Source organism: Paracidovorax cattleyae (genome assembly GCF_900104515.1).
GTDB lineage: Bacteria > Pseudomonadota > Gammaproteobacteria > Burkholderiales > Burkholderiaceae_C > Paracidovorax > Paracidovorax cattleyae.
In genome coordinates, this window is record NZ_FNJL01000023.1 from 80740 (window position 1) to 95702 (window position 14963).

Consider the following 14963-nt stretch of genomic DNA (forward strand, 5'->3'; position numbering starts at 1 on the left):
CCTTTCACCACCCAGCCACAGGAAACCCGTATGACCCAACCCCAGGAAACCGTGGAAGTCTGGTCCCTCGAGGGCCGCTTCCAGCACCTGCTCCACAGCCCGCGCGGCGAAGTGGAGGGCGTGCTCATCGACGTGGACGGCGTTACCGCGCAGTTCACCTTCGGCAAGCATGACGAGCGCGCCGTGCGCGCCGCCGAAGCCCTGAAGCCCGGCCAGGCCGTCGTGTTCGAGGGCAGCGTGGCGGCGCCCCCGCGGCACGGCGAGGCCGCGCACGAGGTCTATATCTTCGAGCGGCTGGTATCGATCGACGGCAAGCCCGCCGCACCCGAAGAGGCCGTGCGGAGCGCCGAAGGCCGCGTGGCGCGCATCCACCACGCCCGCCATGGCGAGCCCAACGGCGTGGTGCTGGACACCGGCGACTTCATCCACCTGCGCCCCGACGGCTATGCGGCACTGCAGCTGCAGCCCGGCGACGCGGTCGAGGCCAGCGGCCCCGCGCGCCCGCTGCGCGGCGCGCAAGGCCACGTGATCGAAGCCCGCACCGTCAACGGCAAGCCCCTCCCCGCCCAGCCCCACCACGGGTGACACCATGACCACCGCCGCGCACCCCGCCATCGCAGACACCGCGCCCTCCCCGCTGTTCGGAGGGCCGGCGCCCCAGGAAAAGCGGCCTGCCGGCGGAAGCGCTCCGGTGGCCGCCGGGGCCTCCCTCACGGCCCTGGCCTGGATGGCGTTCTTCATGGCGGACGTGCGCGACGGGCTCGGTCCGTTCCTCGCCACCTACCTGCAGACCCAGCGCATCGACCAGACCATGATCGGCATCGTGATGTCGGCCGGTGGCCTGGCCGGCATGCTGGCCACGCCCCTGGCCGGCGCATGGGCGGACCGCATCCGCGCCAAGCGGATGCTGGTCGCCATCGCCGCGGTGGCCATCCTCGCCGCGAGCGCGATCGCCTTCGGCACCCGGTCGCCGGGCATGCTGGTGCTGTCGCAGGTGCTCACCGGCGTGGCCGGCGCGCTGCTGGCCGCCGGGCTCGCGGCGCTCACGCTGGGCCTGGCACGCAGCCAGGGCCTGCGCCACCAGACCGGCCGCAACGAGGCCTGCAGCCATGCCGGCAACATCGCTTCCGCGCTGGGCGCGGCGGCCTTCGCGCACTGGCTGGGCGCGCCCTGGATGCTGGTCGTCATGGCGGCCATGGCCGTGGGCGCCCTGGCCTGCCTGATGGCCATCCGCGACCGCGACATCGACCATGTGGCGGCCCGCGGCGGCGGGCCGGATCCGGAAAAAGCGCGCATGGTCCCGGCCCCGGCTGCCGCATCCGCCGGCGCCACGGCCGCCCCCGAAGGCTGGCGCGCCTTCCTGTCGCACCGCGCGCTCTGGCTTTTCGGGCTGGCGTGCGCGCTCTTCCACCTGGGCAATGCGGCCATGCTGCCGCTGCTCAACCAGCGGCTGGCGGCCACGGTGCCCGACTCCGCGCCGCTCCTGTGGACCGGCATCGCCATCGTCGTCGCCCAGCTCACCATGGTGCCGGTGGCGCTGTGGGTGTCGCGCAGCCGCCGCCTCGACCTGCAGGTGTTCATCTACATCGCCATCCTGGCGCTGCCCGTGCGCGGCATCCTGGCCTGGGCGATTCCCGATGCCTGGGCCAACATCCCCGTGCAGATCCTCGACGGCCTCGCGGCAGGCGCCCTGGGCGTGGCCACGCCCCTGATGGTAGAGCGCTACGTGCGCGGCAGCGGCCGCTACAACACCGCCCTGGGGCTGGTCATGACCCTGCAGGGCGTCGGCGCCTCGCTGAGCCCGGCCATCGCCAACAGCGTGGTGGGCGCACAGGGCCGCTTCGGCCTCGCCTTCGCGCTGCTGGCCGGCTGCGCCGTCCTCGCACTGCCCGTGTTCTGTCTGGCCCAACGGCAGGCCGCCCTGCACCCGGCACCGCATTCCGCCTAGGGAAAACGGCGAAAGCAGCGGCGCTGGGGGACTGTCTCACCATCAGCGGGACGCCGCCACGGTCGAGCCGCCATAATGGATGGGCCACCCGTCCATGGCAGCCAGATCCGAGAGGCCCGCATGCCCCCACCGCGTCGATCCCTGCGCAGACCCGTGCGCCTGTTCCCACCGCTCCTGGCGTCCGGCGCCCTGGCGGCAGCCCTGCTCGCCACCTTCCCTGCCCATGCCGCCGCGCCCCTGCCCGAGCCCGACACGCAGGTGCTGCACCTGTCCATCGATGGCCGCGAGGTGGACGTCGCAACCCAGGTCTTCCGCCCCGGCGGGCACGGCCCCTTTCCCCTGGTGATCTTCTCGCACGGCCGCTCGGCCGATCCCGCCGTGCGCGCCGCCCTGCAATATCCCGTGCCCCTGGGCCACGTGGCCTACTGGCTGCGCCAGGGCGTGGCCGTGGTCGCGCCGATCCGGCCCGGCTATGGCGCCACGGGGGGCCCGGACCGCGAGAATTCCGGTGCCCGCTGGCCGGCCGGCGGCACGGGCTGCAAGGGCCTGCCCGACTATGCCCAGGTGGCGGAACATGCGTCGGCCGCCGTCCAGGCGGTGCACGGCTGGGCGCTGCAGCAGCCGTGGGTGCGGCGCGACCGCATCCTGCTCGAAGGCCAGTCCGTGGGCGGCATGGCCACCATCGCTGCCGCAGCGGGCCGCCTGCCCGGCGTGGTCGGTGCGGTCAATTTCTCCGGCGGCGCGGGCGGCAAGCCCGACACCGCCCCCGGCCACAGCTGCCGGCCCGAGGTGCTCACCGGGCTCTACCGCCAGCTGGGCACGCAGGTGCGCGTGCCCACCCTGTGGCTATATGCCGAAAACGACCAGTACTGGGGCCCGGACATGCCGCGCCAGTGGTTCGGCGCCTTCCGCGAAGGCGGCGACGATGCGCAGTTCATCGCGGCCCCTGCGCTGGAGGGCGCGGACGGGCACAACCTCCTGCGGGTGGGGGGGCGCTACTGGCGGGATCCGCTGAACGGCTTCGTCGCGAAAACCGGGCTGCTGTCGCCCTGACGCCTGCAGATACCTCCCTGCCGGATTGACCAGACACTTTCTTCGCATTACAAAAAGTCTCCTTTTGTTGCGTTTCGAATTATTCTGAGTCACGTGTCTGCGCCGGGGCTCTTTTCCGGCTCTGCCTCCCATCGACAACCCTCACCGGAAGCCTGCCATGGACGAAGCGAAACGACGCTCCGATCTCTCTCCCAGCGCCCAGCAGGCCCTGCAGGCCATCGGCTGCCGGGCGGACGGCCTGCTGCTGTCCATCTGCGTCCTCGGCGCGATCGTCGCGCTGTGTATTGGCTTCGTGTACGGCCGGCCCGGCACCGCCGCCATCTGGGGCGGCGCCCTGCTGGCGCTGGCCGCATGGGCTTACCTGGCGGTACGCGGCAGCCTGCTGAGCCGGCTGGCGCTCGTGACGGCCGGCATCGGGCTGGTGGCGCTGCACATCCAGCTCAGCCTGGGCGCCACCGAGATGCATTTCGGCGTCTTCGTCTTCCTGGCCTTTGTGCTGGCCTACCGCGACTGGCGGCCCGTGCTCTTCGCGGCAGTGCTGATCGCCGTGCACCATATCGCGTTCGACCGCCTGCAACTGGCCGGGGGCCCGGTGTACTGCCTGACCGAACCCGACTTCGGGCGCATCCTGGTACACGCAGCGTTCGTGGTCGTACAGACGGCCGTGGAAGTGGCCATCACCTTTCGCACCCGCGCCGATGCGATCGAATCAGCGGAGCTCCAGTACCTGTGCCGCCCCCAACAGGACGGCCAGCTCTCGCTGGACGTGCGCCGCGTGCCGGTGCACAGTGCCGCGGCCCGGGCCCTGCAGGCCGCGCTGCTGCGGCTCAACGGGGTGGTGACCGATGTCCACCAGGCCGCGGCGGGCCTGGCGGCGGCGGCGGGCGAGATCGCCACGGGCAATCGCGACCTCAGCCAGCGCACCGAGCGCACTGCGTCCCATCTGCAGGACGCCGCGGCATCGATGGGCCAGCTGGACGGCGCCGTGCAGCACAGCGTGCAGGAGGCCGTGGCCGCCCGCCGGCTGACGCAGGAAGCCACCCAGGTGGCCGAGCACTGCGGCGGCGTGGTAACCGAGGTGGTCGCCACCGTGCGTGACATCCACTCCAGCGCCGGCCGCATTGCCGACATCGTGGGCGTGATCGACGGCATCGCCTTCCAGACCAACATCCTGGCACTGAACGCCGCGGTGGAGGCGGCCCGTGCCGGCGAACAGGGCCGGGGTTTCGCGGTGGTGGCGAGCGAGGTGCGCTCGCTGGCCGGCCGCAGCGCCGAAGCCGCCCGTGAAGTCCGCGCGCTGATCGCCGCCTCCGTGGAAAAAGCCGAGCGCGGCAGCCGGCTGGCGACGGATGCCGGCGAGCACATGCAGAACGTGGTGGACTGCGCCCGCCGCGCCTCGGAAGTGGTGGGCGCCATCAGCACGTCGGTCGAAGGGCAATCGGGCGAACTGGGCCGCGTCAACGCCTCGGTGACCGAACTCGACCACATGACCCAGCAGAACGCGGCGCTGGTCGAGCAGTCCTCGGCCGCCGCGGCCAGCCTGCTGGACCAGGCGGGCCGGCTCAGGAGCGTGGTGGACGGCTTCCAGTTCCAGCCCGAACGCCTGCTCGCTTCAGCGCGCTGAATCCACGCCGTCGAACTGCAGGTACACCTTGCCCTGCTCGATCCGCACGGGATAGGTGCGCAGGCCCTGCGTGAGCGGCGCGCACAGCGCGCTGCCGTCGCGCACGTCGAAGCGGCCCTGGTGCAGCGGGCACTCGATCTCGTGCCCCTCCAGGAAGCCGTCGCACAGCCGCGCGTTACCGTGGGTGCAGAGGTTGTCGGTGGCGAACACCTCGCCCTCCACCGAGTAGAGCGCCACGTCGTGCCCGGCGACGGTCACGCCCACCACGTCGTCCTCAGGTACCTCATCCAGCGCGGCGGCCTCGGTCCATGCGGTATCGATAGCGGTCATGGGTTGTCTCCTCGGATCAGATCGGGTAGATGATGGAGTTCAGGATCATTTCGCTGTCGTAGATGCATTCCTTGCGAACGAAACGCAGCCCCCCGGGCGTGCGCACCACCACGTCGAGGTAGCGGCCCACGTTGAACACGGTGGAGGGCTGCGACAGCTTGGTGCGGAACACGGCGTAGTTCGCCTCGCATTCCCAGCGGCCCTCGCCGGCCGCACGCACGCGGGGCGCGCCGATCACGTGGCGCTGGTAGTACGGGTCGTGGAACAGCGTCTCGCGGATGCCATAGACGCGGTCCTTCAGCATGCCCTGGCTGTCGAACGAGAGCGTGGCCAGCGGCAGGCCGCGCTCGTGGTTCTCGCGCGGCTGCAGGCGGTACACGCAGTCTTCGGTGAAGAAGCCGGGCCAGCGGTCCCAGTCGGCGGCGTCCAGCGCAGAGGCGTAGTCGGCATAGAGCTGCTGCAGCGCGAACCAGTCGGCGAAGTCGATGGCGGGCGTGCCGGCGGTGCCAGCCGCGGTGGTGGTGGTGGTGGTGGTCGTGCCCATGGCTTTAGTCCTCCTTCTCCATCACGCCGCGCCAGTACCCATACATGCCGCGGATCAGCGTCTCGGTCACCATGTGACCGGTGTCGCCCACGTCGTGGCCGCCCAGTTCCACCAGCGCGCGGTGGAAAGGCTTCTGCTCGAAGCCCTGCTGCGAGAATTCGATCACCTCGCCGTCGTCGGCCGACACGAAACCCGCCGGGCCGAACAGGTTGGACTGGCGCAGCCGGCGCTCGGTCATCTCGTCGGTGTCGTCCTCGTAGCCGAAATGCGTCCACACGAAATCGAACGCGTCGTGGCCCACGGGCTGGATGTGTCGCGTGGAGACGCTGTTGACCTGCTGCTGCAGGATCAAACTGGGGAACAGCGTGGTCATCACCGCCGTGGGGCCGCCCCACCAGGGCTCGGGCACGATGTCGAGAAAGCGCGGATCTTCCAGCTGCATGTCGGCCTTGAAGCTGGAGACGTTCGACACGTCCGACGCCTGCTTCCTGGCCTCGCCGCGCGTGGACGCCATGGCCGCATGGCGGTGGCGCGCATCCATCTTCAACTCCGACTTGTTGTCCGCCCGCCAGAGGCCGAAGGTGACGAACCAGGTGTGCAGCAAACCGGGGTGGTACGGGTCCTTGATGTTCTCCTGCATCAGCTTCCAGTTGCCCGGAATGCGCTGGCGGTTGTAGCCGAGGATCTTGAGCTGGCGGCCGTTGAACATGCGGTCGAAGTAGCCCAGGATCACCGGGCCCATGAAGTCCTCCAGAGATTCGACATCGTGGTCGAAGGAAGCGAACACCACCCCGCCGCGCGTCGCCACCTTCAGCCGCGTGAGGCTGTGCTCTTCGAGCTTGAAATCCGCCGGCATGCCGCCGTGCACCTTGCCGTCCTGCTTCACGCCGCGCCGGAAGGGCACGCCCTGCAGCGCGCCATCGGGCCGGTAGCTCCACTGGTGGTAGGGGCAGACGAACTCCTTGCGGTTGCCGTGCCGCTCGCGGCAGAACCGCATGCCGCGGTGCGCGCAGACGTTCTCCACCACGTGCAGCTGCATGTCCTCGCCGCGCGTGAGGATCACCGAGCGCTCGCCGATCGCCGTGCGCTTGAAGTCGCCGGGGTTGGGCACCTCGGCCTCCAGGCCCACGTAGCACCAGTGGCCCCGGTAGAAAAAGCGCTCCAGTTCGCGGCGGTAGATGTCCTCGCTGGTGTAGGCCGCGAACGGCACACGGTGGGTACCGGGGCTTTCCCAGACGGGCTGCAATGGGAAGACGGGGTGGGGCGTACTCATGTCGTTGTTTCCTTGGGATGGGTGTCAGGGCGTACTGGCGTAGAAAGCGTCGGCATAAAGGTGCTCGGGTGCGATGCCGCGCTGGCGCGCCAGCAGCGACACGGCCTCCACCATCGGCGGCGATCCGCACAGGTAGGCGCGCCAGCCTTCCAGCGAGGGCCAGTCCTGCGCGATCGAATCGGTGACCAGCCCCGTGCGCTGCCCCGGCGCCGCATCGGCCGCAACCACCACGGCATGCACCCGCAGCTGCGGATGCTGCTCCTTGAGCGCGGCGAGCCACTGCAGGCCATAGACGTCGCGCGCAGACCGCGCACCGGCATAGACATGGATGGGATTGGGCATGCCGGCCTCCAGCGCGCCGCGCACGATGGAGAGGATCGGCGCCAGTCCCGTACCGCCCGCCACGCAAAGCATCGGGCCTGCGTACTTGCGCCGCAGATAGGCAGAACCCAGCGGCCCGCTCACGCGTACCGCATCGCCCACGGCCAGCACGTTCTCCACGTGGGTGGACACCAGCCCGCCCTCGACCAGGCGCACATGGAATTCGAGTTCATCGCCGTGCGGCAGCCCGGCCATCGAATAGGGCCGCACCAGCCCCGGGCCGAACTGCAGCTGCGCATACTGCCCTGGCGAGAAATCCAGCGGCTTGGCCGGCTTGAGAAGCAGGCGGCGGATGTCGTGCGTGAGCGTCTCCACGGCCGTCACCGTGGCCTTGAGCGTGCGGGCAGTGTGCACCACCACCTCGTCGGGCTCGGGAATCTCGATGGTGCAGGACTCGCTCAGCACCGTCTGGCAGGCCATCACGTACTGCGCCTCGCCATCGCCGCCCAGCGGCGGCATGCGCAGCGCCTGGCCGGAATCCAGCACCTCGCCAGCGATCACCTTGCAGCGGCAGGTGCCGCACCGGCCGGCCATGCAGCTGTACGACACGGGAATCTGGTGCGCGCGCAGCAATTCCAGCAGGTTGGCGCCGGGCTCCACGGGCAACACGCGGCCCAGCGGCTCGATATGCAACTCCATCGGGGACTGTCTCCAGGTTTTCTGGTATGGCCCCGATCATTCCCGCGATTGGCCCATCAGCCAATAGAATGTCATGAATACATCGCATCACTTCCATGAATAAAGGTGCAGCGTGGAACTGGAAGACATCGACCTGAACCTGCTGGTGGTTTTCCAACAGCTGCTGGTCACGCGCAAGGTGTCGCAGGCCGCCGAGAACCTGGGCCTGACGCAGCCGGCGGTGAGCAACGCGCTGGCGCGGCTGCGGCGCCTGCTGGGCGATGAGCTCTTTCTGCGCACCGCCCAGGGCATGCAGCCCACGCCCTACGCCGACCAGCTCGCGGAATCCGTGTCGTATGCGCTCGCGATGATCCACGGCGCCCTGAACCACAAGCTGGGCTTCGATCCCGCCACCAGCCGGCGCGTGTTCAAGGTCGGCATGACGGACATCGGCGAGATCTACTTCCTTCCGCGCCTGCTGGAGCGCCTGGCCCAGGTGGCGCCGGGCGTGCGCCTGACGACTGTACGCAATTCAGCGACGGATTTGAAGGACGCCATGGAGGCCGGCAAGGTGGACCTCGCCGTCGGCCTGCTGCCGCAATTGAAGGCCGGCTTCTTCCAGCGCCGGCTGTTCCGCCAGCCCTATGTGTGCCTGTTCCGCCAGGGTCACCCGCTGCACAGGCGCCGCCGCATCGGGCTGGAGGATTTCGCGAAGGCGCAGCACGTGGTCGTCGTCTCCGAAGGCACGGGCCACGGCAAGGTGGACGAACTGCTCGAGCGCATGGGCGTGGCCCGCGACGTGCGCCTCACCGTGCCGCACTTCGTCGCCATCGGCCACATCCTGCAGGCCACGCAAATGGTCGCCACCGTGCCCGAGAAGATGGCCCAGAGCATGACCGAGCCCTTCGGCCTGGCGTATGCGCCCCACCCGGCCAAGCTGCCGCAGGTGGCGATCAATCTGTTCTGGCACACGAAGTACCACCGGGATCCGGGGAACCAGTGGTTGCGGGGGGTGGTGGTGGAGATGTTTGCGGAAGGGGAGTGAGGGTGCAAGGCATGAGCCCACCGCATGGCTTGGCCATTGTGCTTCGGGATTTATCGCTGGGGCGCCATTGCGTTTCATTCATCGATTCCCTTGGGATTGACGCGCAGCCGCCGTGCCCCCGTGCCGACCCGGATGACCGGGAGCTACTTGCTCATCAATGCCCAATGAGGAACGAATGGACACGAATCGAGAATTCGCTGCCAATCCCTGCGGGACAGCCGGGCGCCACGGCCACAGACACCCATGGGCCTGCACCTTGGCGGCAGGTCGGCATGGATGAAAGATACCGCCATGTCCTGCCGTGCGCATGCAGCTCATTAACCATCCGTCAATATCTTGCTCAGCGTTCTCCAAAACTTATCGGGTGCAACCGGCTTGTGTAGCAACGCGATGTCACCGCTCATGGCCTCTCGCAAACGCTCCGGCGCAGTATCGCCCGTCATCAAGAGCGCAGGCACCGGGTACGCGTAATGGTCACGCAACGCGAGTATCACGTCTGCACCTGTTTGACGGTCCCTCAGGCGGTAATCGCAAATGATCGCATCGGGCAACCAGTCGTTCACCGCAAGAGCTTGCTCCAAGTTCTCCACCGTACGATCAATGCAGCCATAACTCTCCAACAGAGTATGCATTGCGGCACGCACGGTCTCGTCGTCATCAATCACCAGAATGCGACGACCGGTCAACCCTTGAAACCGGCTGGGCTGTATCCATTCCATTGTCGAGATGCGCGCGTCGGAAGGTGCCAGCGGAACACTGATCCGGAACACGCTGCCGCGTCCGATCCGCGAAGACAGAGTCAGCGGCTGGTCGAGGGAGTGCGAAAGCCCTTCAGCAATGGCCAAACCCAGCCCCAGACCTTTGCGGCGGTCGCGTTCCGGATTACCCAACTGGTGAAACTCGCGAAAGATTTCGCGGTGCTGTTCCGAAGCAATGCCAATCCCGGTATCAAACACCTCGATGGAGAGCCTTTGTCCGCGACGGCGGCATCCGATCAACACGCCGCCCCGCCCGGTGTAGCGAATGGCGTTGCTTATCAGGTTGCGCAAAATCATCTCCAGCAGCCGCATGTCCGTGCGCACTACCGCTTGACTGTCGCGCGACCTGTAGATCAGGCTCTTCGCGTCGGCCAGCGGCGCAAGTTCTTGCTCCAGCTTGTGAAGCGTCGTTTGGATGAGGCATGCAGAAAATTGGGGTTGGATAACGCCCGCCTCGATGAGGGAAAAGTCCAGTAGCGTGTCGAGCATTTCGCGAGAAGCGGCGCTGGCTGCCTTTGCATGGTCAACGACCAGTCTCTGCGAAGTGCCGGCAGGGCCGGAAGAAAGCGCCTCCAGAAAAAACCCGAGCGCATGGACCGGTTGGCGCAGATCGTGGCTGGCCGCCGCCAGAAACCTGGATTTCGCCTGGTTCGCCTGCTCGGCATGCTCTTTCGCCTCGTGGGCCGCCAGCTTCTCCACCTCGAGCCTCTGGATCAAATCCAGGTTTTCGAACCTTAACCGGATGGATTCGCTCAGCCCGCGCCCGATCAGCCCGGCCTGCCCATACTGCCCCACCACATACAGCAGACAGCACGCCCCCATCGCCTGATACATCAGCCCGTCCATCACCAGGAATCGGCCTCCCGCCACCAGTAGCATCGGCACGATCAGCGCTGCAAACAGCAGCCTGATAGGGGAAAGCAGTGAGACCGCATTGCTGCTGATGGCAGCCATCACACCCAGCAGCATGGCCGTGGAGGCGGGCGATGAGGCTTCATCCACCACGATCCATCCCAAGCATCCCCAGATCACCCCCTCATATCCCTTGCCCGCGGCCAGCCTCCTGGTGATACCACGCATCTCGCTGAAGTCGAAACCATGCCGTAGGGTATGGCGGCAGTACAGCACCAGGAGCAGACGGCCGACAAGCACCGCAAGATACCAGGCACCCAGCCAGACATCGTCGATCCGGGCCGTCATCACGCGAATTGCTTCGCCCGTCGAAGCAGACACGGCCGTGACCAACTGACCGCTGGTGAATTCAAACACCACGACCAACAGGGTAGCGAGCAAAAAACCGATGGGCAGCGACTGCGCGATGCCACCCAGCACCAGCTTCAGCCGTTCGGCATAAACAGGCGCGCTGTCTTTCACAGAATCAGTCCGCGCCGACGGGCGACAAAGACCGCCTCCGCCCGGCTCGATACCGTAAGCGCGCCCAGAATGGATTGCACATGCCCGCGCACGGTGTGCTCGGACAGATGCAGGTGCCGCCCGATCATCTTGTTGGAGAGCCCTTGGTCCAGCAGCTTCAGCACCTCGTGCTGCCGTGGCGTCAGCACCAGTTGCCGGCTTCCCACGGTGGACGGCACAACCTCTGCTGGGTCGGTGCCGGTTTCGAGCAGCGCCGCCACGTTGTGCAGCAACTGCTCGGGCCTTGCCGTCTTCGATAGGAAACCCAACGCACCGCGCTCACGTGCCTGCGCTATCCGATCAGGCAGGTCATGGGCGGACACGATGACGATGCGCGTAGCGGGCCATTTTTGTTTGAGCAGGCCAATGCCTTCCAAACCACTCAGGCCCTGAAGCTGCACATCCAGAAGAATCAGCACCGGCGATACCCCTGACATGCCCAGCGCCTGCTCCAGGGAAGCTGCCTCATGGATCTGAACCTGCGGCAGCCCATGGGCCAGCATCATGGAAATGCCGGCGCGAAACAGACTGTGGTCGTCGATGAGAAGAATGGCCATCATGGCCCCCAATTTATAGCCAATCCGATGGCGTGCAGTCCAGAGCCGGGGACCGCCATGCCTGGAACCGCCACCACCAGTCCAAATGGACTATGGGCATACCATCCATAAAAATTTACATTTCATCACCCATGTTGCGCTAATCATGAAGTAGGCAATGGCCTGAATGCCGATCACCCGTCCAAAAGGCCATCGGGACATCCTCAAGCGGTGACTCCAAAGAAGTTTCGGCGGTTACCGACGCATCAAAGATTGAGTGTGCCTCGCAGCGCTGCCCGATGAACCATGAACCATTCCTGCCTTGCCCTCTCTGTCCGCATGCTTGCCATCGCAAGCCTTGCAGGAACACTTGTGAAGGGCTTGAGCGCACGTTGCGTCTGCGCACAAGGACAGGGCCACCGCCGCTGTGGGCGGCATTCATGCATGTGGTCTTCGCGATGGTGACGCCGCAGGCGCTCGCCAGCCTGGCGCAGCCGCGAACGCGCCTGATGACGTCGGCACAGTTCGGCAGCACGCCGCCCCCACTGCGACTTTCCCCGGGGCGCCGTCAGCGTCGAGGCCATCGGTTGCGCCGCCGCCACGCTGACGGTGGCGATCACTGATCCAACCGCCCTGGAGCCAAGCACCGTGCTGGAAGCAGAGAAGCACGTGGCCCATGCCGCCACCCATCTCGCAAAAAAAGACCAACATGACCCACTCGTTCTATTGCGCGCTGGCGACCCGAACCGATCAAGAGGGTGACTGCAGCGCTCGCATGCGCTGGGCCTGGATCGTGGCCCTCCTGCTGGCCTGGTGTGTCCTGGGGGCGCCTGGGCGGGCATTGGCGCAGAACGCGAACGACGAATTCAACCCGGGTGCCAACGTCGATGCCCGCAGCTTCGCCGTGCAGCCCGATGGCAAGGTGCTCGTGGGCGGCGGCTTCATCACCCTGGGCGGGCAGACGCGCAACCGCATCGGGCGGCTCAACGCCGATGGCTCGCTCGACACCACCTTCGCTGGCCTCGGGGCCAACAGCACGGTCCTCAGCCTGGCCGTGCAGTCCGACGGCAAAGTGCTGGTAGGCGGCGCCTTCACCACCCTGGACGGGCAGCCGTGCAATTTCATTGGGCGGCTCAACGCCGATGGCTCGCTCGATAGCTCGTTCGCCGGCACTGGTGCCAACTCCGGTGTCCGCAGCTTGGCCGTGCAGCCCGATGGCAAGGTGCTGGTGGGCGGTAACTTCACTACACTGGGCGGACAGACGCGCAGCTACATCGGGCGGCTCAACGCCGATGGCTCGCTTGACACCACGTTCACCGGCTCCGGTGCCGACGGCTTGGTCTACAACCTGGCGCTGCAGCCCGACGGCAAGGTGCTCGTGGGCGGCAACTTCACTACGCTGGGCGGGCAGACGCGCAACCGCGTCGGGCGGCTCAACGCCGATGGGTCGCTTGACACCACGTTCGCCGATCCGGGAGCCAACGGCCTGGTCTACAACCTGGCGCTGCAGCCCGATGGCAAGGTGCTCTTGGGCGGCGACTTCACCACGCTGGGCGGGCAGCCGCGCAACCGCATCGGGCGGCTCAACGCCGATGGCTCGATCGACACCACGTTCACCAACCTCGGTGCCAGCACCACGGTCCTCAACCTGGCCGTGCAGCCCGACGGCAAGGTGCTGGTGGCTGGCATTTTCACCACGCTGGACGGGCAGCCGCGCAACCGCATCGGGCGGCTCAATGCCGATGGCTCGCTGGACACCACGTTCACCGGCTCCGGTGCCGACAACTGGGTTTTCAGCGTGGTGCCACAGCCCGACGGCAAGGTGCTCGCGGGCGGCTTCTTCACCACTCTGGACGGGCAGACGCGCAGCCGCATCGGGCGGCTCAACGCCGACGGATCGCTCGACGCCACATTCGCCGCCTCCGGTGCCGACAGCGTGGTTTACAGCCTGACAGTACAGCCCGACGGCAAAGTGCTGGCGGGGGGCGTTTTCACCACGCTGGGCGGGCAGCCGCGCAACTACATCGGGCGGTTCAACGCCGATGGCTCGCTCGACACCACCTTCGCCGGCTCCGGCGCGAACGACGGAGTCACCAGCCTGGCCGTGCAGCCCGACGGCAAGGTGCTCGTGGGCGGCAACTTCACCACCCTGGGCGGGCAGCCGCGCGACCGTATCGGACGGCTCAATGCCGATGGCTCGCTCGACACCACGTTCGCCGGCCCCAGTGTCATCTCCAATGTCCGCAGCTTAGCCGTTCAGCCCGACGGCAAAGTGCTGGCGGGGGGCGTTTTCACCACCCTGGGCGGGCAGACGCGCAGACGCATCGGGCGGCTCAACGCCGATGGCTCGCTCGACACCACCTTCGCTGGCCTCGGTGCCAACGGCCCGGTCTTCAGCTTGGTGCTGCAGCCCGACGGCAAAGTGCTCGTGGGGGGCAGCTTCAGCACCCTGGACGGGCAACCGCGCAACCGCATCGGGCGGCTCAACGCCGACGGCTCGCTCGACACCACCTTCGCCGGCCTCGGTGCCGACGGCCTGGTCAATAGCCTGGCCGTGCAGTCCGACGGTAAGGTGCTCGTGGGCGGCTCCTTCACCACCCTGGGCGGGCAGATGCGCAACTACATCGGGCGGCTCAACGCCGATGGCTCGCTCGACACCGCGTTCGCTGATCCCGGAGCCAGCGGCACGGTCTACAACCTGGCGGTGCAGCCCGACGGCAAGGTGCTGGCGGGCGGCCTCTTCACCACCCTGGGCGGGCAGACGCGCAACCGAATCGGACGGCTCAACGCCGATGGCTCGCTCGACACCACGTTCGCTGATCCCGGAGCCAACGGCACGGTCTACAGCCTGGCGCTGCAGCCCGACGGCAAGGTGCTGGTGAGCGGGGACTTCACCACCCTGGGGGGGCAGCCGCGCAGCTACATCGGGCGGCTCAGCCTGCCGCAGGCCGCGCTGCAAAGCCTGCAAGCGACCGCCGACGGCAACGGCCTGCGCTGGATGCGCAGCGGCACCGGGCCGGAGGTGAGCGGGGTGCGCTTTGCAATCTCCACCGTGCCGGACGCGCCCGAGTCGGGCTGGACCGATCTGGGCGCAGCCGTGCGCGTGGCCGGCGGCTGGGCCATCGACGGCCTGTCCCTGCAACGCGGCGTGCCGCTGTGGGTGCGCGCGCAGGGCGCGGCCACCGGGGGCATCTACAACGGATCGCAGGCGCTGGTGCGCTCGGTGCTTGGGCTGCAGTTGCCGTCTGTCGCCGGGGCACCAACGGGCGTCAATGCCGTGCCCGGCAACGGCCAGGCGACGGTCTCCTGGACGGCACCGGCCTTCGACGGCGGCAGCCCTGTCACGGGCTACACGGTCACCGGCCACCCCGGCGGCAGCTGTACGCCCGCGCCTGCGACCGCCACCACCTGCACCGTCACAGGGCTGACCAACGGCACGG

Annotated in this window: 12 protein-coding genes; 6 read left to right on the forward strand and 6 right to left on the reverse strand. The window is 67.7% G+C overall.

Translation table 11 applies throughout. The annotated features are described in order from the left end of the window. Positions 1 to 30 precede the first annotated feature (30 nt). The 4 genes from BLR05_RS17950 to BLR05_RS17965 all read left to right on the forward strand — a co-directional run bounded on the left by BLR05_RS17950 (position 31) and on the right by BLR05_RS17965 (position 4625). Entirely contained in the window at positions 31 to 585 is a 555-nt protein-coding gene (locus BLR05_RS17950) for a hypothetical protein (RefSeq protein ID WP_092836801.1), read from the forward strand. 4 nt (positions 586 to 589) lie between these two features. Next, entirely contained in the window at positions 590 to 1948 is a 1359-nt protein-coding gene (locus BLR05_RS17955; RefSeq protein WP_244160130.1) for an MFS transporter, read from the forward strand. Positions 1949 to 2068: 120 nt separating this feature from the next. Then, a complete protein-coding gene (locus tag BLR05_RS17960; RefSeq protein WP_092836803.1) occupies positions 2069 to 3001 on the forward strand; it encodes a dienelactone hydrolase family protein in 933 nt (310 codons plus the stop codon). Between the two features lie 157 nt (positions 3002 to 3158). Continuing rightward, complete coding sequence (locus BLR05_RS17965) at positions 3159 to 4625, forward strand: methyl-accepting chemotaxis protein (RefSeq protein ID WP_092836806.1); 1467 nt, start codon at positions 3159 to 3161, stop codon at positions 4623 to 4625. Here BLR05_RS17965 and BLR05_RS17970 read toward each other — a convergent pair. The 4 genes from BLR05_RS17970 to BLR05_RS17985 are packed head-to-tail and all read right to left on the reverse strand — an operon-like array spanning position 4614 to position 7792. Continuing rightward, positions 4614 to 4955 carry a non-heme iron oxygenase ferredoxin subunit gene (locus BLR05_RS17970; protein ID WP_092836809.1) on the reverse strand — a complete coding sequence of 114 codons (342 nt, stop codon included), beginning with the start codon at positions 4953 to 4955 and terminating at the stop codon, positions 4614 to 4616. The genes BLR05_RS17965 and BLR05_RS17970 overlap by 12 nt on opposite strands. Positions 4956 to 4971: 16 nt before the next feature. Continuing rightward, positions 4972 to 5499 carry an aromatic-ring-hydroxylating dioxygenase subunit beta gene (locus BLR05_RS17975; protein WP_092836812.1) on the reverse strand — a complete coding sequence of 176 codons (528 nt, stop codon included), beginning with the start codon at positions 5497 to 5499 and terminating at the stop codon, positions 4972 to 4974. Between the two features lie 4 nt (positions 5500 to 5503). Beyond that, positions 5504 to 6772, reverse strand: coding sequence for an aromatic ring-hydroxylating dioxygenase subunit alpha (locus tag BLR05_RS17980; RefSeq protein ID WP_092836815.1), 1269 nt, complete (start codon positions 6770 to 6772; stop codon positions 5504 to 5506). 24 nt (positions 6773 to 6796) lie between these two features. Further along, the gene (locus BLR05_RS17985; RefSeq protein WP_092836818.1) at positions 6797 to 7792 is read right to left on the reverse strand and encodes a 2Fe-2S iron-sulfur cluster-binding protein; all 996 of its coding nucleotides are present in this window, start codon (positions 7790 to 7792) and stop codon (positions 6797 to 6799) included. Positions 7793 to 7904: 112 nt separating this feature from the next. Here BLR05_RS17985 and BLR05_RS17990 point away from each other — a divergent pair, with 112 nt between their 5' ends. Further along, positions 7905 to 8816 carry a LysR family transcriptional regulator gene (locus tag BLR05_RS17990; RefSeq protein ID WP_092836821.1) on the forward strand — a complete coding sequence of 304 codons (912 nt, stop codon included), beginning with the start codon at positions 7905 to 7907 and terminating at the stop codon, positions 8814 to 8816. A 317-nt stretch (positions 8817 to 9133) separates the two neighbouring features. Here BLR05_RS17990 and BLR05_RS17995 read toward each other — a convergent pair whose 3' ends face one another. Beyond that, positions 9134 to 10948 carry an ATP-binding response regulator gene (locus BLR05_RS17995; protein WP_092836824.1) on the reverse strand — a complete coding sequence of 605 codons (1815 nt, stop codon included), beginning with the start codon at positions 10946 to 10948 and terminating at the stop codon, positions 9134 to 9136. Next, positions 10945 to 11547 (reverse strand): response regulator, encoded by a 603-nt coding sequence (locus tag BLR05_RS18000; RefSeq protein ID WP_092836827.1) that lies wholly within the window; start codon positions 11545 to 11547, stop codon positions 10945 to 10947. The genes BLR05_RS17995 and BLR05_RS18000 overlap by 4 nt, the downstream gene beginning before the upstream one ends. Before the next feature lie 685 nt (positions 11548 to 12232). Between BLR05_RS18000 and BLR05_RS18005 the strand changes: the two genes are divergently transcribed. Beyond that, the coding region (locus tag BLR05_RS18005; protein ID WP_208606028.1) for a fibronectin type III domain-containing protein at positions 12233 to 14963 on the forward strand (2731 nt) is incomplete at its 3' end.

What these genes read in the sequence shown, in the direction of transcription:
- BLR05_RS17950 (WP_092836801.1), top strand. Translation starts at nt 31, where the DNA reads ATGACCCAACCCCAGGAAACCGTGGAAGTCTGGTCCCTCGAGGGCCGC.
- BLR05_RS17955 (WP_244160130.1), top strand. Translation starts at nt 590, where the DNA reads ATGACCACCGCCGCGCACCCCGCCATCGCAGACACCGCGCCCTCCCCG.
- BLR05_RS17960 (WP_092836803.1), top strand. Translation starts at nt 2,069, where the DNA reads ATGCCCCCACCGCGTCGATCCCTGCGCAGACCCGTGCGCCTGTTCCCA.
- BLR05_RS17965 (WP_092836806.1), top strand. Translation starts at nt 3,159, where the DNA reads ATGGACGAAGCGAAACGACGCTCCGATCTCTCTCCCAGCGCCCAGCAG.
- BLR05_RS17970 (WP_092836809.1), bottom strand. Translation starts at nt 4,955, where the DNA reads ATGACCGCTATCGATACCGCATGGACCGAGGCCGCCGCGCTGGATGAG.
- BLR05_RS17975 (WP_092836812.1), bottom strand. Translation starts at nt 5,499, where the DNA reads ATGGGCACGACCACCACCACCACCACCACCGCGGCTGGCACCGCCGGC.
- BLR05_RS17980 (WP_092836815.1), bottom strand. Translation starts at nt 6,772, where the DNA reads ATGAGTACGCCCCACCCCGTCTTCCCATTGCAGCCCGTCTGGGAAAGC.
- BLR05_RS17985 (WP_092836818.1), bottom strand. Translation starts at nt 7,792, where the DNA reads ATGGAGTTGCATATCGAGCCGCTGGGCCGCGTGTTGCCCGTGGAGCCC.
- BLR05_RS18000 (WP_092836827.1), bottom strand. Translation starts at nt 11,547, where the DNA reads ATGATGGCCATTCTTCTCATCGACGACCACAGTCTGTTTCGCGCCGGC.